Source organism: Trichocoleus sp. FACHB-262 (assembly GCF_014696035.1).
Lineage (GTDB): Bacteria > Cyanobacteriota > Cyanobacteriia > FACHB-46 > FACHB-46 > Trichocoleus.
On sequence record NZ_JACJPK010000017.1, the window covers coordinates 567,387 to 585,548 of the forward strand.

At 49.4% G+C, this 18,162-nt stretch carries 12 protein-coding genes; 11 read left to right on the forward strand and 1 reads right to left on the reverse strand.

From position 1 onward, the window contains the following. Positions 1-25 precede the first annotated feature (25 nt). From H6F68_RS03650 to H6F68_RS03700, 11 genes are all read left to right on the forward strand, one after another. A complete protein-coding gene (locus tag H6F68_RS03650; protein WP_190556511.1) occupies positions 26-1,843 on the forward strand; it encodes a DCC1-like thiol-disulfide oxidoreductase family protein in 1,818 nt (605 codons plus the stop codon). Positions 1,844-1,878: 35 nt separating this feature from the next. Then, positions 1,879-2,865 carry a glycosyltransferase family 2 protein gene (locus tag H6F68_RS03655; RefSeq protein ID WP_190556513.1) on the forward strand — a complete coding sequence of 329 codons (987 nt, stop codon included), beginning with the start codon at positions 1,879-1,881 and terminating at the stop codon, positions 2,863-2,865. Between the two features lie 103 nt (positions 2,866-2,968). Then, positions 2,969-4,618 carry a hypothetical protein gene (locus H6F68_RS03660; RefSeq protein ID WP_242065314.1) on the forward strand — a complete coding sequence of 550 codons (1,650 nt, stop codon included), beginning with the start codon at positions 2,969-2,971 and terminating at the stop codon, positions 4,616-4,618. 68 nt (positions 4,619-4,686) lie between these two features. Then, positions 4,687-6,273, forward strand: a complete 1,587-nt coding sequence (locus tag H6F68_RS03665) for a hypothetical protein (RefSeq protein WP_190556515.1) — start codon at positions 4,687-4,689, stop codon at positions 6,271-6,273. A 60-nt stretch (positions 6,274-6,333) separates the two neighbouring features. Next, complete coding sequence (locus tag H6F68_RS03670) at positions 6,334-8,763, forward strand: GH116 family glycosyl hydrolase (protein WP_190556517.1); 2,430 nt, start codon at positions 6,334-6,336, stop codon at positions 8,761-8,763. Between the two features lie 69 nt (positions 8,764-8,832). Further along, on the forward strand, positions 8,833-11,847 hold the full coding sequence (locus H6F68_RS03675; RefSeq protein ID WP_242065315.1) for a zinc-dependent metalloprotease: 3,015 nt from the start codon (positions 8,833-8,835) through the stop codon (positions 11,845-11,847). 186 nt (positions 11,848-12,033) lie between these two features. After that, positions 12,034-12,249, forward strand: a complete 216-nt coding sequence (locus tag H6F68_RS03680) for a hypothetical protein (protein WP_190556519.1) — start codon at positions 12,034-12,036, stop codon at positions 12,247-12,249. 377 nt (positions 12,250-12,626) lie between these two features. Continuing rightward, positions 12,627-13,010 (forward strand): hypothetical protein, encoded by a 384-nt coding sequence (locus H6F68_RS03685; RefSeq protein ID WP_190556521.1) that lies wholly within the window; start codon positions 12,627-12,629, stop codon positions 13,008-13,010. 166 nt (positions 13,011-13,176) lie between these two features. Then, positions 13,177-14,241, forward strand: a complete 1,065-nt coding sequence (locus H6F68_RS03690) for a hypothetical protein (protein WP_190556523.1) — start codon at positions 13,177-13,179, stop codon at positions 14,239-14,241. A 428-nt stretch (positions 14,242-14,669) separates the two neighbouring features. Beyond that, positions 14,670-16,037: an NAD-dependent succinate-semialdehyde dehydrogenase gene (locus H6F68_RS03695; RefSeq protein ID WP_190556525.1), complete on the forward strand. Its 1,368-nt coding sequence runs from the start codon at positions 14,670-14,672 to the stop codon at positions 16,035-16,037. Between the two features lie 22 nt (positions 16,038-16,059). Further along, the gene (locus H6F68_RS03700) at positions 16,060-17,697 is read left to right on the forward strand and encodes an acetolactate synthase large subunit (RefSeq protein ID WP_313930017.1); all 1,638 of its coding nucleotides are present in this window, start codon (positions 16,060-16,062) and stop codon (positions 17,695-17,697) included. On the opposite strand, the gene H6F68_RS03705 is transcribed toward H6F68_RS03700, so the two are convergent. After that, positions 17,660-17,860, reverse strand: a complete 201-nt coding sequence (locus tag H6F68_RS03705) for a hypothetical protein (protein ID WP_190556527.1) — start codon at positions 17,858-17,860, stop codon at positions 17,660-17,662. The two genes, H6F68_RS03700 and H6F68_RS03705, sit on opposite strands and share 38 nt — an antisense overlap. Between the last annotated feature and the right edge of the window lie 302 nt (positions 17,861-18,162).

Here is an 18,162-nt window from a genome sequence, read left to right on the forward strand (position 1 = left end):
CAAAAGATTTTTCTGAGGTTGAAGTATGGTGGCTGAGGCGCAAAAATCTAAATCTTTAATCAAAACTAGGAGCAAGCTAGAAGAACTGTTTGGCTTAGACCTGCGTTCCTTGGCTCTCTTTCGCATCGGCATCGCCCTACTGCTGCTCACAGATTTGTTCATTCGTTCGGGAGATCTAGTAGCTCACTACACCGATGCAGGTGTGTTGCCGCGATCGCTCTTAACAGAGGAATTGTGGAAACCAGGCTATTGGTCCATTCATGCCATCAGCGGTCAGCCCCTCGTCCAAGCCTTGATCTTCTTGCTGGCTGGCTGCATGGCTTTAGCTCTCTTGGTAGGCTACCAAACTCGCCTCGCTGCGATCGCCTCCTGGACCTTGGTTGTCTCTCTCCATAACCGCAATCCAGCGCTCATCTTCGCGGCTGATGATGTGTTGCGGGCGCTGCTATTTTGGTGCATGTTTCTCCCCTTAGGAGCCTACTATTCCATCGAGCGTGCCCTCAACACCTCTCCCAAGCCACTACCTAAACGCATCCTTTCGGGAGCCACCTTAGCGCTCACTCTGCAAATTTGCTTTGTCTACTGGTTTTCTGCCGCCTTTAAAACCACTAGCCCGATATGGTGGCCGCAAGGAGACGCCGTTTACTACGCCCTCAGCTTTGACCAATATGCAACTCATTTTGGGCAATTGCTGCTCAAGTTCCCACCTTTACTCACTTTTTTCACCTTAAGCACACTCTGGCTGGAGTGGATTGGGCCGTTATTTCTCTTCGTGCCGTTCCGCACGACTTGGTTCCGCTGCGCCACCATTCTCACGTTTATCTCGCTGCACATCGGTTTTGGTCTCAGTCTTCAGATCGGCATCTTTCCAGTTTTAAGTGTTTTTTGCTGGTTAGTGTTTATCCCCAGTGAGGTTTGGGATAGTTGGGGAAAACGCCTGTACACGCCGGAACGAGCAGGGCTGCGGATCTACTATGACACCGAGTGTGGCTTCTGCAAAAAAGTAGTCCATCTCCTCCGCACCTTTCTCCTGTTGCCCAATATCCCCTTACTGATGGCACAGGATGATCCCAGCATCTTTGCAGATATGCAAACCTACAATTCCTGGGTAGTTGTGGATTGGCAAGCACGCAGACATTACAAGTTTGAAGCGATCGCCTATATTTGCTCTCTATCTCCTGTATTCAAGTTCCTGACTCCGGTGCTGCGCTGGCGACCCGTGATGTCAGTTGGCACTAAATTCTACGAAACTGTTGCCTCCAATCGCCGCACGGCTGGGAAGTTTACCAAACCCCTCAAGTTCCGCCCGATAGAGGTGCGATCGCCTCGTCCCTTGAATCTAATTACGCTACTGCTGTTTGCCTATACCTTTATCTGGAATCTACGCAGCTTTGCTCCCGAAGTCTTTAACCGGAGAACGCTCAACTCTGTAGATTGGATTAGCCGCGTCACTCGTCTCGATCAATCGTGGAGTATCTTTGCGCCTTCTCCTCCTAGAGACGATGGTTGGTATGTGATTCCCGGTCAGCTTGCGGATGGCACACAAGTTGATTTGCTTAGGGATGGCAGCGCTGTTTCTTATGAAAAACCGGTTGTGCAGACGCGCAACGCCATCTATCACAACATGCAATGGCGTACCTATTTCATTAATCTGAATCGAGGTATCGGCAAGAAACTATATCCCTACTATGGCGAGTATCTCTGTCGTCACTGGAATGCCCGCCATCAAGGGCTGAAGCAACTAAAAAACTTTGAAATCCACTTTATAAACGAGAAAACCGTTCCTCCTGGTCAACCCCAACCAGTAGATCAAAAAACAACTTGGCAACAGTCCTGTTCGTAGCCCCACGAATCATTCACATTTAAGGACATCCGCTCATGCTGCAACAGTTTCCCACCATTCAGCCCACAGCTCGCCTGACATCTAGTGTGGCGGTCTTGGTTCCTTGTCATAACGAGGCATTGACGATCGCCCAAGTGGTTGCGGATTTCCAAACCGCAATGCCAGAAGCCAAAATCTACGTCTATGATAATCGCTCAGTAGATGATACAGCCGCGATCGCAGATACAGCAGGCGCGATCGTGCGCTATGAGCCGATTCCTGGCAAAGGCAATGTAGTGCGGCGAATGTTTGCCGACATTGAAGCCGATATCTATGTGATTGTAGATGGCGACAACACCTACGAGGCGGGTGCCGTCAGGCATCTCGTTGCTCGCTTACTGGAGCATCAATTAGATATGGTGGTAGGCATGCGCCGGAGTACCCCTAGCGAACTAGCCGCCTATCGGCGAGGTCATCGGGGTGGAAATCTGATGTTGACCTATTTTGTCCGGATGCTATTCGGTGCTCGATTTTCCGACATGCTTTCGGGATATCGGGTTTTCTCACGGCGGTTTGTCAAATCCTTTCCAGCCCTATCCAATGGCTTTGAAATTGAGACTGAATTCACCATTCATGCCCTAGAACTAAAAATGCCGTTTGCGGAAGAACCGACTTGGTACAAATCTCGGCCCCCCGGTTCTACCAGCAAGCTGAAAACTTTTAGTGATGGTTGGCGGATTGTCGGGACCGCTTTGCTGCTGTTTAAGGAGATACGACCGCTACTGTTTTTCAGTCTAATTTTTCTCCTTTTAGCCCTCACGTCGATCAGTTTGAGTATTCCAATTCTGTCCACCTTCTTAGCAACAGGATTAGTGCCGCGATTTCCGACAGCCATCCTCTCCGCCTCGGTTATGCTGCTGGCTTTCCTCAGCCTCACCTGTGGCATGGTTTTAGACTCCGTGGCACGAGGACGACGGGAAGCTAAACGGATGATTTATTTGTCCTATTCAGCCCCAGGCGCCTCTGAGTTGCTACATCAGTAAGTCAGTCATCCAATCTAGAACCGATTCATCCCACCATAGCTAGACTTCGACACCTTACTGCATCAAGGTATTAGCCCCCTGAGATCCACTGGAGCACACAATCATGCAACGGCTCAGCCCACTCGGCAAGCTCACTAAAGCCAAAGATACACCACCAAAATTGGCTAGAAAAACTGCCGTCAAGACCATCCTGACGATCGCGCTGATTGCTTGGCTCTGGGCGATCGCCGTCACCTCAGACACGATAGGGCTAGACACCGATTTGCGATTACAAATGGCTCATGCCTGGTGGACTGGCACAGAAGAAGTAATCATCACGCCTGATATGACTCCCAAGGTGCGAGGAGATATCCGATTTGGTGTCATGGGCGCAGGTGGAAAGCGGTATATCGCCTATGAAGTGGGGCAGTCAATGTTGATGTTGCCTGGAGACTGGGTGGGCACTCAACTGCATCGGCTGTTTCCTGCGATCGATTCCTTCCAGTGGCGCACCTTAGCTGTCAACTTTCTGATCTTTATTCCGCTCAATGTTGCCGCTGTTGTGGCGTGCTTCTGGCTTCTCCGCTTGTTTAACTTTGACGAGCAAGTGGCTGGGCTGACCAGTGCCACACTATTCCTCGCGACTACAGTGCTGCATTATGCTCAAATTCCGCAACATAACAATCAGTTATTGCTGTTGGTGACGCTCGGATACGCGACCGCTTTGGCTTATGTGCATCACAGACAACGTTATTTTGTGCTTCTGAGTGGTTTAGCTTTAGGTGCCGCTCTACTGATCCGCTCCACCAGCACCCTACACGTCATTACCGTACTACTCTTTTTAGCGAGTTGTGAGCTTTACCAAAGCCGTAATATTGCCAAGACTGCACAAGCCATCTTTCTCTGGTTTGTGGGCTTTTTACCCTTAGCGTTGCTGAGTCGCATCCTAGATTACTGGCGCTACGGCAACTTTTGGGCGGCTGGCAAGATTGTCGAGAAGCAACAGCTAACGACAGATCCAATGTGGAATGGTTTGCCTGATCTACCAGCCAACTATCCGTTCATTAATCATCCCTCGGTTGGTATCTTGGGGGCACTGTTCTCACCAGCCAAAAGCATTTTTCTCTATGACCCCCTCCTTATCCCCTGTCTAGTTCTAGGCGTGGTGCTTTGGCGAAAACTGCATCCATTTCTCAAGTTTTACTTAGTGGCTGGTGTGATTAACTTAGGGCTGCATCTCCTGACTTACAGTCGCTTTGTGTTTTGGCATGGAGATGCGGCTTGGGGAGCGAGATATCACGTCACCTCTGTCCATCTCTTGCTCATCCCTCTGTTCGCCCTGTTTATTCAACGGTTACTGCATAGCCGAAGACTTACAGCTTGGGTAATGCGGGGGTTGATTGCTCTGGCGATCGCGATCCAACTCACTTCAGTGGCAATGCCCAGACAAATGGAGGAAACCCAAACGCTAGTGGGCGCACCGGGCTCACGCCTCCAGTTTCGTTTGGGTCAACGGGCGATTAATATTGCCTGCTTAGCCAACAGCTCTATCTCCGATCGCTGTCCAAGCCAACTACCGCCAAAAATCAGTGATCACCTGAAGGAATATAACGTAATCAGCCTTCTGCCCTTTAGTTTCAGTCAGCAAGCCAATACTCAGCCCACGCTAGCACCGAGCGCTAGGGTTTTATGGGTGATATGGGGACTTGTGGTAGCGATCGCGATCGTTAGTACAGTCTTGTATCTTCGGCCTCTGTTCGTTCCAGTTGCTTAAATCATCTTCAGTTCACAGGGTTAACTTCTACATCAACACCTAAATCACTCATAACTTTTGAGCTAGCAATGAGACTTAAAAAACTGCTCCTCACGCACACAGCCAATCCAACCGAATTAGCTGGAAAAATTCTCGTTCTTCTAGCGATCGGTTTTGGCTTCTTTAGCCGAGTGGTGAGTGTGTTTCAGTACAACACTTTTGATGTAGGATTCTCTCCCGATCAAGTTCGAGATGCCAATATCTACATGCAAATGTGGCGAGGAGTTTGGCCAAGTTTAGGGCCAGCCTCTTCAATTGGCGGTTATAATACGTTGCCACTTTATTATTATTTGGTATTTCCGTTTACCATCTTTGGACCTGAGCCAGTTTTTCAAGCCTTACCTAATGCTTTATTTTCTTTTTTATCAATTCCACTTCTAATCTATTTGGTCTATCAACTTTTAGAAAATCTAACTCCGGCAAAACGATTGTTTTTGGCAGGCTTAGCAGGATTCTGGTATAGCAGCTTATTTGTTGACATTTACTTAAGCACCTATGAATGGAACCCTAGTCCAATTCCGTTCTTTTTAGTTTGTTTTGCACTACTCTACCAATTTCAGCTAGAAAATAACGCTTCTACGAAGCTTCAAATACTTTCCTGGGCAGCTTATGGCGTGGTTTTAGCGATTCTGGCTAGTCTTCACTCCAGCACCATGTTTGTGATGCCTGTCGTTTTCATTGCCAGCTCTATTTTATTTATTGCTAAAAATCGGAAGCGATCGCGGCAGTGCTTATTGCCCATTGTTTCCGTCATATCGGCAATCATTTGTTTGTTGCCTTATTGGAAAGGTGAAGTTAGCCGTGGCTGGGTAAATACCAAGGAAATCTTTCTCACTGTCTTTAATTCCAATCGAGAAGTCCAAGCTTATACACCCTGGGAGAAAATTGGTAGAATTCTGTTCAACTATGCAGAATTGGGCAGACAAGCTTATTTTCTAAATGCTTCTTGGCTCTTTACTATCATTGCCATTGTATTTTTATTTTTGGTTTTAATTTTAGGCAGCTTCAAGTTTAAGGGAAATAAAGCTATTTTTGCTTTTTTAGCTTTCACCTGGCTGGTCTATTTCTACGCCGCTTCTAACCATACAGGTGTGTATCCCATCCACTTTAAAATGCCGATTTTATTTAGTCCGATTATCTTTACTGTTCTCAGCCTTGCAGCATTTGGCACTAATTCCCAGTCAAAAACCCTGGTTGACAATATTACGATTTTCTCTTTGCTATTAGGCATCGTGGTTTCAATTGGCATCAATCTCAATATGGATTATGAGTATATGTCTGGCAAGTATGGAGCCAAGCGGGTCATTACCACTCAAGAAATGGTAGAAGTGCTGAATCAATTACCCGCTGGGTCTACAATTTGCGATCGCAACATCAGAGGATGGAGAAAAGTCAATCATCCATACCGTTATCTTGACAAATACATCACCAAGAAATCGTTTGCGATCGCCGCTGAGTGTCAACCAGGCAGTTACGCTCTACATTCCAAGTTTTACTACCAGTTTTTAGAAGATAATTTGTGGCCTGCGCTTAAGGTTGCGCCGACTAAACCCTTTTCAGGAAATGCAACGCTGCTTTGGGAAACACCCACAACTTCTGTGTATCGTTTTCAGTAAATTCTTCAGAATTTCAACTCCCAAATTTTCAAGTGGGGCAGCACCCTCTAAAATCGGGGGATGACGAATCAGAATCCTCTCTCAGCAATTCCTGCTTGTGCTTGGCAACGACCCATTGGCCTTGGTTGGGACAAGCCCTACACAGTTCGCTACGCTAGCAATTTAGACGACGGTCCCTGGCATGGCATGCCTTTAGGCGGCTTTGGGGCTGGATGTATCGGTCGTTCCTCACGGGGAGACTTTAATCTCTGGCACATCGACGGCGGAGAACATGTTTTTCAATCGATTCCAGCCTGCCAGTTCAGTGTGTTCGAGCAAGTTGGCACAGCCACCCCTCAAGCTTACGCCCTCTGCACCGAACGCCCTACAGACGGTAGCCTCAGCGAGTGGCAATGGTATCCCCAACAATCTGGCACCTATCACGCGCTCTATCCCAGAAGTTGGTTCGTCTACTCCGGTGTGTTTCAAGCTGAGTTGACCTGCCAGCAGTTTTCACCAATTTGGGCGCACAACTACCAGGAAGCCAGTTATCCGATCGCGGTTTTTGAATGGACTGCCCATAATCCCACCGACCAGCCCATCACTCTCAGCATCATGCTGACCTGGCAAAACATGGTGGGTTGGTTTACCAATGCCAACAAGTCGCCAGATATCCGAGTGCGGGATGATGGCAGTCCCGTGTATGAGTACCAGCCGCGCTTAAGCGAGAGCCAGGGCAACTTTAACCAATGGGTGGTGGATCGTCATCGGGTGGGATGCTTGTTAGACCGAGTCGGTCGAGACCCTAACGCCAATCCGCAGGAAGGAGAGGGGCAGTGGGCGATCGCTTCCTTAGCACCTCCTTACACCTCAGAAGTGTTTTACCACACCCGCTGGAACCCGGATGGGACTGGCGCTGAACTCTGGCAGACCTTTGCCCAAGATGGTTCTTTGGCAGACTGTAGCGACGAGATTCCAGCGGCGGCAGGAGAGCAGGTCGGTGCAGCGATCGCCATCCGGTTTACCCTCGCGCCTGGTGAGTCGCGCCAGATTCCCTTTGTGTTGGCCTGGGACTTCCCCGTTACTGAATTTGCCGCTGGGGTGGAGTACTACCGCCGCTATACCGATTTCTTTGGTCGCAGTGGGCAAAATGCTTGGTCCATGGCTCGGACAGCGCTCAAGCACTACGAAGACTGGAACGCCAAAATTCAAGCGTGGCAGCAACCGATTCTAGAGCGAGCCGATTTGCCCAACTGGTTCAAGATGGCGCTGTTTAATGAGCTGTACGATCTCACGGATGGCGGGGCGCTATGGAGTGCGGCAAGCGATCGCGACCCCATTGGCCAGTTTGCAGTTCTAGAGTGTATCGACTACCGCTGGTACGAAAGCTTAGATGTGCGGTTGTATGGCTCCTTCGGGCTGCTGATGCTGTGGCCAGAGCTAGAAAAATCGGTGATGCGAGCCTTTGCCCGCGCTATTCCTGCTGCTGACGATCGCACCAGAGTCATTGGCTACTACTACACCATTGGAGCAGAAAGCCCAACGGCATTGCGGAAAATTGCCAACGCCACTCCTCACGATTTAGGTGCGCCGAACGAGCATGTCTGGGAGAAAACCAACTACACCAGCTACCAAGACTGCAACCTCTGGAAAGATTTGCCCTCCGATTTTGTCCTGCAGGTTTACCGAGATTATCTGCTCACCGGAGCTAATGATGTTCAATTCTTGGAGGAGTGCTGGCCCTCAGTAGTCGCGGCACTGGCTTATCTCAAAACCTTTGATCTCGATGGCGATGGCATCCCGGAAAACTCTGGGGCTCCCGACCAAACCTTTGATGATTGGCGCTTGCAGGGAATTAGTGCTTACTGCGGTGCTTTGTGGATTGCTGCCCTGGAAGCCGCGATCGCGATTGGCCAGATTTTGATTAATCAACCCCTAGATACCTCTAATGCGGAGATTGAAGTGGCGATCGCAACTTATCAAACTTGGCTAGCTCAAGCGCGTCCCCTCTACCAAGCCAAACTCTGGAATGGTCAATACTACCGCCTCGACAGTGAAAGTGGCTCGGATGTAGTGATGGCCGACCAACTCTGTGGTCAGTTCTACGCGCGGTTGCTCAGCTTGCCAGATGTCGTCCCTCTAGACTGCGCCCAGTCAGCCTTAAACACCGTCTACGAAGCCTGCTTCTTGAAGTTCTTTGAGGGGAAATTTGGAGCGGCCAATGGAGTCAAACCCGATGGCTCACCAGAAAATCCTCAAGCCACCCATCCGTTAGAAGTTTGGACTGGAATTAACTTCGGACTCGCTGCTTTTTTGCTACAGATGGAGAGGAAGGCTGAAGCATTCCAACTGACCGAGGCAGTAGTCCAGCAAATCTATACTCACGGTTTGCAATTCCGCACACCCGAAGCCATCACTGCTAATGGTACCTTCCGAGCTAGCCATTATTTGCGGGCAATGGCGATTTGGGCGATCTATGGCGTGCTGACTGGATTCGATACAGAGTCCTAGTTGCGACAATCCGTAGATTGTTTAAATTTGCGCTATTTCCCCCGTTATTTGGGGATAGCTTTAGTATGAATGCTTCATTTAATGGTGCAGGAGTTTTCCCTACCCTCCCGCACCGTTTACCTTTTCGTCATTGGCAGTAGGGGCGTAGTGGGTGAAATGAAAAAGTTTTCGTTCTATATCGCTTTTCTCTGTGGCCTATTTCTATTTGTAGGAGTAGGTCTAGTCCAGGCTTACGAACCCAATGTCAGCACTCATGCAGCGATCGCGCCCAACCCCACACTCGTAACAAGCGCTCCAGCCACTATCCAACCCCTGGTCGAGCCAACCATAGATCAGGCTTTGGATCAGGCAGGGGGAAATGCTGAAACCTTGGTTAACTCCAAACCCTTCGCGATCGCCGCAGCGGACGATTCCTCCGAAGACGCAGACGAGGCATCAGACTTACTTGATCTGCAATCCTTCGATAAAGTCATTAAGAAAACTCAAAAAATCAGCGGGCTGTTTACCCTCTACCGCAACAAAGAGACAGGTAAACTCTACGCTGAAATCAAGCCAGGACAGTTGAACCAAAACTTCTTGGCCACAATGACTTTAGAATCTGGAATCGGGGAAAGCGGGCTCTACAGTGGCTTGCCCACCGGAGACTTTCTCTTTCAGTTTCGCCGAGTCAATCAGAACATTCATTTCGTGGTGCCCAACACCTATTTCCGCACCCGCGCTGGTGATCCACTCCAACGATCCCTTGACCGATCCTTTAGTGATTCTGTCCTCGCGTCCCTACCGATCAAAAGTATCCATCCCAAACGCAAGACTGTCTTGGTCGATTTAGGTCCCCTCCTACTCAATGACTTTGCCAGCCTCTCTCCAGTCGTAAGCTGGATGCTAGAAAGCCCCTACAGCATCGATTCCAATAAGTCTTACTTCGGTCCAGCCAAGGCGTTTCCGTTCAATGTGGAAATTGAGTCAGTGTATGGCTTTTCTGGCGGAGGCGGAGAGGGTGCTCCCTCCTATATCAATGCGTTACCTGACAGCCGCGCCTTAACCTTACGAGTTCATTACAGCTTCTCAGAGCTGCCCAAAAACAATCCCTATCGACCTCGGATTGCAGACGATCGCGTGGGTTACTTCATCACGGCCTATCAAGATTTTTCCGATGACAACCGCCGAGAACCGTTCGTCCGCTACATCAACCGTTGGGACTTGCAGAAACAAGATCCCGATGCAGCGCTGTCACCTCCCAAGCAACCGATTGTCTTCTGGATTGAGAACACAGTGCCGCTGGAGTACCGCGAGGCAGTCCAAGAAGGCGTACTGATGTGGAATCGGGCCTTTGAGAAAATTGGCTTCCTGAATGCGATCGAAGTCAAGCAGATGCCTGACAACGCCACTTGGGATCCTGCTGACATTCGCTATAACACGATTCGCTGGTTCAACTCCTTCGACAGCGCCTTTGCGATGGGGCCTTCTCGCGTCAATCCGCTCACAGGCGAAATTCTCGACGCTGACATTATTGTCGATGGCAACTTCATTCGTTATCTCAAGCAAGGTTTTCAGGCCTTGGTGTCCCAAAGCCAACCTTCTGGTCAGCCCTCTGGTCAGCCTTCTGGCCCAGCCACTGCCAAAAACTTATGTGCACTAGGCGGAGTTCAGCCTCGTTACTTGCGGGCCATGCAATCTGACTCTGCGATCGCTCAGCCTGCCATTCCCCCTGCGGTGGCTCGGATCGTGCAGCAAACCCACGAGCAAGATGCTTGTTATGGCATGGAGCTAGCCCACCAGTTTGCGGCTGGGCACCTCTCCCTCTCCTTGTTGCAGAATGCTATGCCCAGTGGGGCGGAAATGCAGAAATATATCCATCAGTTCATGCGAGAGCTGATTGCTCATGAAGTCGGGCATACATTGGGGTTGCGGCATAATTTCCACGGCAGCACAATGATTCAGCCCCAAGACCTCAACAATACTAAACTCACCCAATCTCAGGGCCTAGTTGCCTCGGTGATGGACTACAACGCTGCTAACCTAGCTCCTCAAGGCGGCAAGCAGGGAGACTATTTTACTGAGGTGGTCGGTCCTTACGATGAGTGGGCGATCGAGTACGGGTACAAGCCCATTATCGCAACGGTGCCGCAGGCAGAAATTCGGGGGTTACAAGCGATCGCCCAACGCGCTCCGCAAGCTCACCTAGCCTATGCCACCGACGAAGACGTCATCGCAGGTCTCGATCCAGAGGTAAACGCCTTTGATTTGAGTGGCGATGTTTTGCTCTACTCACAATGGCAGATGGACAACGCTCGTGAAATGTGGAAACGGCTCGATAAGCGTTATCCCGTAGCAGGAGAAAGCTATAGCGAAGTTCGGGACGTCTTCGACACCATCTTTTTCTACTACTTGGGCTACGCCCTCAATGCCAACAACTTCATTGGTGGTCAATCCTTAAGTCGTTACCACGGGGGAGATGCAGCTGGGCGTTTACCGCTAGAACCGATTCCGGTGGAAAAACAGCGGCAAGCCTTAGCCCTGGTCCAGAAATATGTGTTCAATGAAGAGTCCTTCCAGTTCTCGCCCCGACTCCTCAACAAGTTAGCTCCTTCACGCTGGAACCATTGGGGCACCAACGTTCCAGTGTTCAATCTGGATTATCCCATTCACGATCGCGTCTTGTTTCTCCAAAGCATTGTGCTGCGAGATCTCCTCTCTGCCGATCGCCTCAGCCGACTGCAAGACACAGAGCTCAAAACTGAACCTGGAAAAGCTTTAACGCTGCCAGAACTATTTGATACCCTCCAAACCAGCATTTGGCAAGGAGTGGTACGACCTAGTGACCAGCCGATGAAATTCTCCAGCCTCAATCGCGCCCTACAACGCGAGCATCTCAATCTCTTAACTGCGATGGTGCTGCGGAAGCGGGAAGCTCCAGAAGATGCCCGAACCCTAGCATGGTATGAGCTACGACAATTACATGGCTCGCTGAGCGATACCTTACGCAAACAAGGCCGCAAGCTAGACACGTATACCAAAGCTCACTTAGAGGAAACCCGCGATCGCATTGCTAAAACCCTAGAAGCTCAATTGCAAACTAACTGAGTGCTTGTCCTCCGTAAGCATGACAGCTCCCCTCAATTTATACTGAACCTGAGAAGGGGAGCACGTTAGCCTTTCGAGACAGGATTTGTCCGGAGTCTTGGCGCATCTTTAGAAATATCTATTGGCTCAAGTTCGTGTCACGACACTTCATGGGCTGACATGGAATGACGAATTCAAGAGAAGACCATGTTTGCAGACTCCAAGCCAACTGCACTTCTAGACAAAAACAAATTTCCTGAGCAAGACTCCCCACTCGATATTGCGGGTGCCTTTGATCCATTTCTCAGCTTTGGAGCCATTGATGGCGATGCTGAAAGCTGGACAGAGCTACTTGCTTACTCTTGGGGCGTTGATTGGAATACTTCAGATTCTTCTGTTAACGATGAATCAGTTGGTGTGTAAGTACACTCAATCGCAGCAACGCCAGAAACCATCACTCAGGCTTTAAGGCAGCCTCAACCAAGATTCACCCACAATTGCAAATTAAATACTTTCTAGCGATCGCCCTTTGTCATCCCCCTAGACAAAGCGGCGATTATTTTTTACTGCGAGGTTGGGCATACTGAATCTTGGACTCTGAGCCTTTATCTGTGGGCCAAGCCTTCCAGACGAGAGCAATTTCTGCAATTTTTTACTCCTCAGGAACAGTATAAATTTATACTTCGTCTATTCCTGTATAAGAGAGATTTCCCTTCCCTTCGTTCAGGTCTCAGGCTTCGTTCCCGCTGCAATTCGCGATCGCTAGAACATCAACCATTTCTAAGCTTCTCCAGACAACCATGAAGAAATTACTGTATTCGGGCATGATCATTGTCTGCCTTGCCGCCGTGACAATGCCTGCAATGGCTAAGGGCAAACCACAAAAGCAGCAAAAGCCGCAAAAAACGGAGAAGATTTCTGAGCAGCCTAGCTCAACCGCTCCTAATCCTCTGCCATGTCAACAACAGAATGCTCTAAACGCTGCGGCTAAGGATTCTAACCTGCGCTCCAACAAAGGCGGGAAACTGCGCGGTCAAGAGCGGGCTCAATATGTCCATCAACTCAACCAAGCCAAAAAGAGCCAGCGCTTAGCAGGACAAGTGCCTAGTGCCTGCACAGGGTTGCCGCAACTACCACCACAGCTTGCTCCTACTCCATCCCCTTCCTCCAGTCCTACTCTTTAATCAGACCGCTTAAACCCAGGCCCAATAAATATCTGAAAGAATGTAAAAAGCTGATAAAGAGAGCCAGAATAGATGGGTTCCAATCGAAAAACTGTGTTAAATGAGGAGAAACAAACAGGAGTAAGCTACCTCTCAGCTACTCCATCATCTGACGCTCTCCTCATCCATGACTAACAAGCTGCCACCTGTCTACTTCTATCTCCCTCAAGCTGACTGGACAGATGACATGACAGATAACGCTGACACTTATTGGGTAGGTTTTAGGCGAGGAGTCTACTGCTGGACATTGCAGACGTACTTGCGTTTGAATGCAAGTGGCTTCCCATGCCAACTGATTAGCACCTTACCTGATGAAGGCATTATCCTGGCTCATTGGGACTCTTTACCGCCTGACCTACAACCTGGCCCTAAGCAGATGATTGTTTGCTTTCAGGCAGATCGCGCAAGGCACCCTTACGCTCAGATTCACGTTGTCCAAAATCCGCTAGCCCTCTCTCTCAAAACCATGACGCTAGGCGATCGCTTCCTATTACCTGGCGATCGCTACTTTTTGCCCCTTTGGCCTCAACCTGGCTTGATTCCTCGCGACCCAAGCCGAGGCGATCGCTTTGAAAATATTGCCTTTTTCGGCCTTGAGGAGAATATAGTTCCTGAACTAAGAACCGCATCCTGGAGAGAACAACTTGCTAATTTAGGATTGAATTGGCGTGTAGTCAGCGACTTTGACCTTTGGAACAATTACAGCGAGATTGATGCCATTCTGGCGATACGTAGCTTTGGCCGTCAGGAGTATTCTTGGAAACCCGCATCTAAGCTGTACAACGCTTGGCACGCAGGTGTGCCCGCCATTCTGGGATACGACTCAGCCTTCCGCCACGAGCGTAAAAGTGAGCTGGATTACTTAGAAGTTTTGTCCTTAGCAGACACACTTCAAGCTCTGGCAAAGCTCCAAGGCAACTCAGAATTACGCCGAAATATCATTCAGAATGGAAGATGCCGAGCTGTAGAAACCTTTCCAACTGAGTTAACAAAACGGTGGCAAACCTTCCTGGAAGCTGTTGCTATTCCTGCCTATCACCGCTGGTGTACTTCTCCAAATCTAGTCAAAAAGAGCTTTTTGCTACGTCGTCGTTTAGCAATCCAAACTAAAGACTCTCGAAAAAACTTACAAAAGCTACGGAACAGGTTCGGAATTCGTAGTCGACTAAAAAGCTTAATCCCAAAAGCCTAACTCAGCCACAACCTTTGGCGGTAGGAATAGCTGTTGACGATGCCGCATGCCTTATTGAATATGGAGTTCGCTTTGGGTCTTGTTGCTACTTGGGGTATGGATTAACGTTTCAATATCCGCCATTCAAGAAATTTGTTGTTAGACTCGTGCTAGCAGCTGGTAGCTACACAACTGATTTAGTAAGCACATTGACTAATCTCTTACCCTCCAAGTATCCAACTGACTGCCATTTCTTTACAGCAGATAAACCTCTTCTCAACACGCTGCGAAAGCTGAAAATTTTCTAGAACTGCTGGCTCCATGTCTGTTTCTACGCATTGAGCGTCTATGAATTGAGCAGAATCAGACACTTGAGGCACTTGGGGTATTTGAGTCAGCCAAGGCGAGCTAGATGAGCTACCTCATTTGTGTTCAACGGGAGGTTGGATATGGGGCTCGCAACGATTAACCCAGCCACGGGAGAGACGCTCAAGACATTTGAACCCCTTACAGACGCAGAACTAGAAGCTAAACTTCAGCAAGCAGACCAAGCCTTTCAGCAGTATCGAAAAACTGCGATCGCGCAACGGGCGGAGTGGATGCAAGCCGCGGCGCAAATTCTGGAGTCGAACAAAGAGCATTTTGGCAAAATCATGACCCTGGAAATGGGCAAAACTCTTAAGTCAGCGATCGCTGAAGTAGAGAAATGCGCCTGGGTCTGTCGCTACTACGCGGAAAATGCCGCAGAATTTTTGGCGGATGTACCCGCTCAAACTGATGCCAGTCAGAGCTTTGTGCGCTATCAACCCATTGGGGCAGTGCTCGCGGTGATGCCGTGGAATTTTCCCTTTTGGCAAGTTTTCCGCTTTGCCGCACCCGCTCTGATGGTAGGAAATGTTGGCTTGCTTAAACATGCCTCAAACGTGCCCCAGTGCGCCTTAGCCATCCAAGACGTTTTTGATAAAGCTGGTTTTCCGCCTGGAGTATTCCAAACGCTGCTGATCGGCTCGGATCGCGTGGCGGCTCTAGTTGCTGACGATCGCGTCAAAGCAGCCGCCCTGACTGGAAGCGAACATGCGGGTGCTAGTCTCGCCTCTGCTTGTGGCAAGCAAATCAAAAAAACTGTGCTGGAACTGGGTGGCAGTGACCCATTTATTGTCTTAGAGAGTGCGGATCTAGAAGCAGCAGTGACCACCGCTGTAACTGCGCGTCTCATGAACAACGGCCAATCTTGCATTGCTGGCAAGCGCTTTATTATTGCTGATGCGATCGCCGATCAGTTTGAGCGCCGCTTAGTCGAGCAGTATCAGGCGCTGAAAGTGGGCGACCCGATGAATCTCGACACTGATATTGGTCCCCTAGCTACCCCTGACATCCTGCAAGATTTAGACCATCAGGTGCAGGCTTGCCTAGAAAAAGGTGCAAGAGCGCCAGTGGGTGGGCATCCTATAAAAGAGCGCCCTGGCAATTTCTACGCTCCTACAATTCTCACCGACTTTCCCCCTGGTACCCCTGCCGACCAAGAAGAATTTTTTGGTCCGGTGGCACTGCTATTTCGGGTGAAAGATATCGATGAAGCGATTCGCCTCGCTAACAGCACTTCTTTTGGCTTGGGAGCCAGTGCTTGGACCCAAGTCGCAGACGAAGCCAGCCGCCTGATCGAAGAACTAGACGCGGGTGCTGTATTTATTAACGGGCTTGTCAAATCCGATCCGCGCTTGCCTTTTGGTGGCATTAAGCGATCGGGATATGGGCGAGAGTTAGGCATTCAGGGCATTCATGAATTCGTCAATATCAAAACCGTTTGGGTGAAATGACATGGGTGAAACGACAGGTCAAATCAACACTGCTGAACTGTTGGTTAAGTGCCTAGAAAATGAGGGAGTTCGCTACGTTTTCGGCTTACCCGGTGAGGAAAACCTCCACATGCTGGAAGCCTTAAGCCATTCCTCAATTCAGTTCATCACCACTCGTCACGAGCAAGGCGCTGCTTTTATGGCAGATGTCTATGGTCGTTTGACGGGGAAAGCGGGAGTTTGCCTCTCCACCCTCGGCCCTGGTGCCACCAACTTGATGACTGGTGTGGCAGATGCCAATTTAGACCGCGCCCCGCTCATTGCTATCACTGGGCAAGTTGGCACTGATCGCATGCACATTGAGTCACACCAATACCTCGACTTGGTGGCCATGTTTGCGCCTGTAACCAAGTGGAACGCCCAAATTGTTCGCCCTAGCAATACTCCAGAAATCGTCCGCAAAGCGTTCAAGATCGCTGAAAGCGAGAAACCAGGTGCCGTTCACATCGATTTCCCAGAAAATATTGCCGCCATGACGGCTCCAGGGCAACCCCTGTCCAAGTGCTCGATGGAGAAAGTCTACGCTTCATTCCACAGCATTGAGCAAGCGGCATTGGCGATCGCTAATGCTAAAAATCCGATCATTCTGGTAGGTAACGGAGCAATTCGGGCGCATGCTAGCGAAACCTTGACTAAGTTCGCCACAGAACTCAATATTCCTGTGGCGAATACCTTTATGGGCAAAGGGGTGATTCCTTACACCCATCCTTTAGCTTTGTGGTCAGTGGGTTTACAGCTGCGCGACTACATCAGTTGTGGCTTTGATCGCGCTGACTTAGTAATTGCGATTGGTTACGACTTAATCGAATATTCACCCAAGAAGTGGAACCCCAACGGTACGATTCCGATTGTGCATATTGGCGAAACCACCGCAGAAGTTGATAGCAGCTATATGCCGATCGCCGATGTCGTGGGAGATATTTCTGATTCCCTGGAAGAAATCTTGAAGCGCTCTAACCGCCAAGGTCAGCCAGAGCCTTATGCCATTAGCTTACGGGCAGACATTCAAGCTGACTACGAGCAGTATGCCAAGGATGATGGTTTTCCCATTAAACCCCAAAAGCTAGTCTACGACCTACGGCAAGTCATGGGGCCAGAGGACGTGGTGATTTCCGATGTGGGTGCACACAAAATGTGGATGGCGCGGCACTACCACTGCGATCGCCCTAACACCTGCATTATCTCCAATGGGTTTGCGGCGATGGGCATTGCCATTCCAGGCGCGATCGCGGCTAAGCTGGTGCACCCAGACCGTAAGGTAGTCGCGGTAACTGGAGATGGTGGTTTTATGATGAACTGCCAAGAGCTAGAAACCGCGCTACGAGTCGGCACCGCCTTTGTCACGATCATTTTTAATGACGGTGGCTATGGCTTAATCGAATGGAAGCAACAGAACTACTATGGCCATTCTGCCTTTGTCAAATTCACCAATCCTGACTTTGTGAAGCTGGCTGAAAGCATGGGCTTGAAAGGCTACCGAGTTGAATCTGCAACCGATTTGATTCCCACCTTGAAAACCGCTTTAGCTCAGGATGTCCCAGCCGTGATCGATTGCCCAGTGGACTACAGCGAAAATCTGCGCTTTACCCAAAAAGCTGGAGATCTAAGCTGTGCGATGTAGTTGGTGACTTGGACGGGTTCTGACGGCGTTGCTTGAGCTTCTGCCAGAGCATCACCACCAGTTCTTTTTCTCGGGGGGCGAGGTCTGTCATCTCGCGCCCCCAAAACTTAGTCACCTCATCCTGGTTAATATTGTCTCGTTTGGGAGCGCCACTTGTAGCCATAAGTTATGCTCCGTGAAAAGCTACAACAACGGACTGAGTTAATCTCTTTGATATTTAATAAAGATTTAATTAATTTTGCTGTGAGACACATCACAATCAGAAGAATTTTGTACTTTTCTATCTAAAGGAAATATAGCAATCCTAAATGATTGATCAATTTGATGGGTTGTGGGAGGTGCACCCCATCTAGGATTGCTCTACCTAAACAAGAAAATAATCCGCTGCTTTTATTGCGTTGCAAAAAAACAATATCAAGATTGTCAGCCGAATTTTGATAAGCAAATTTACTCATTAGAAAACAC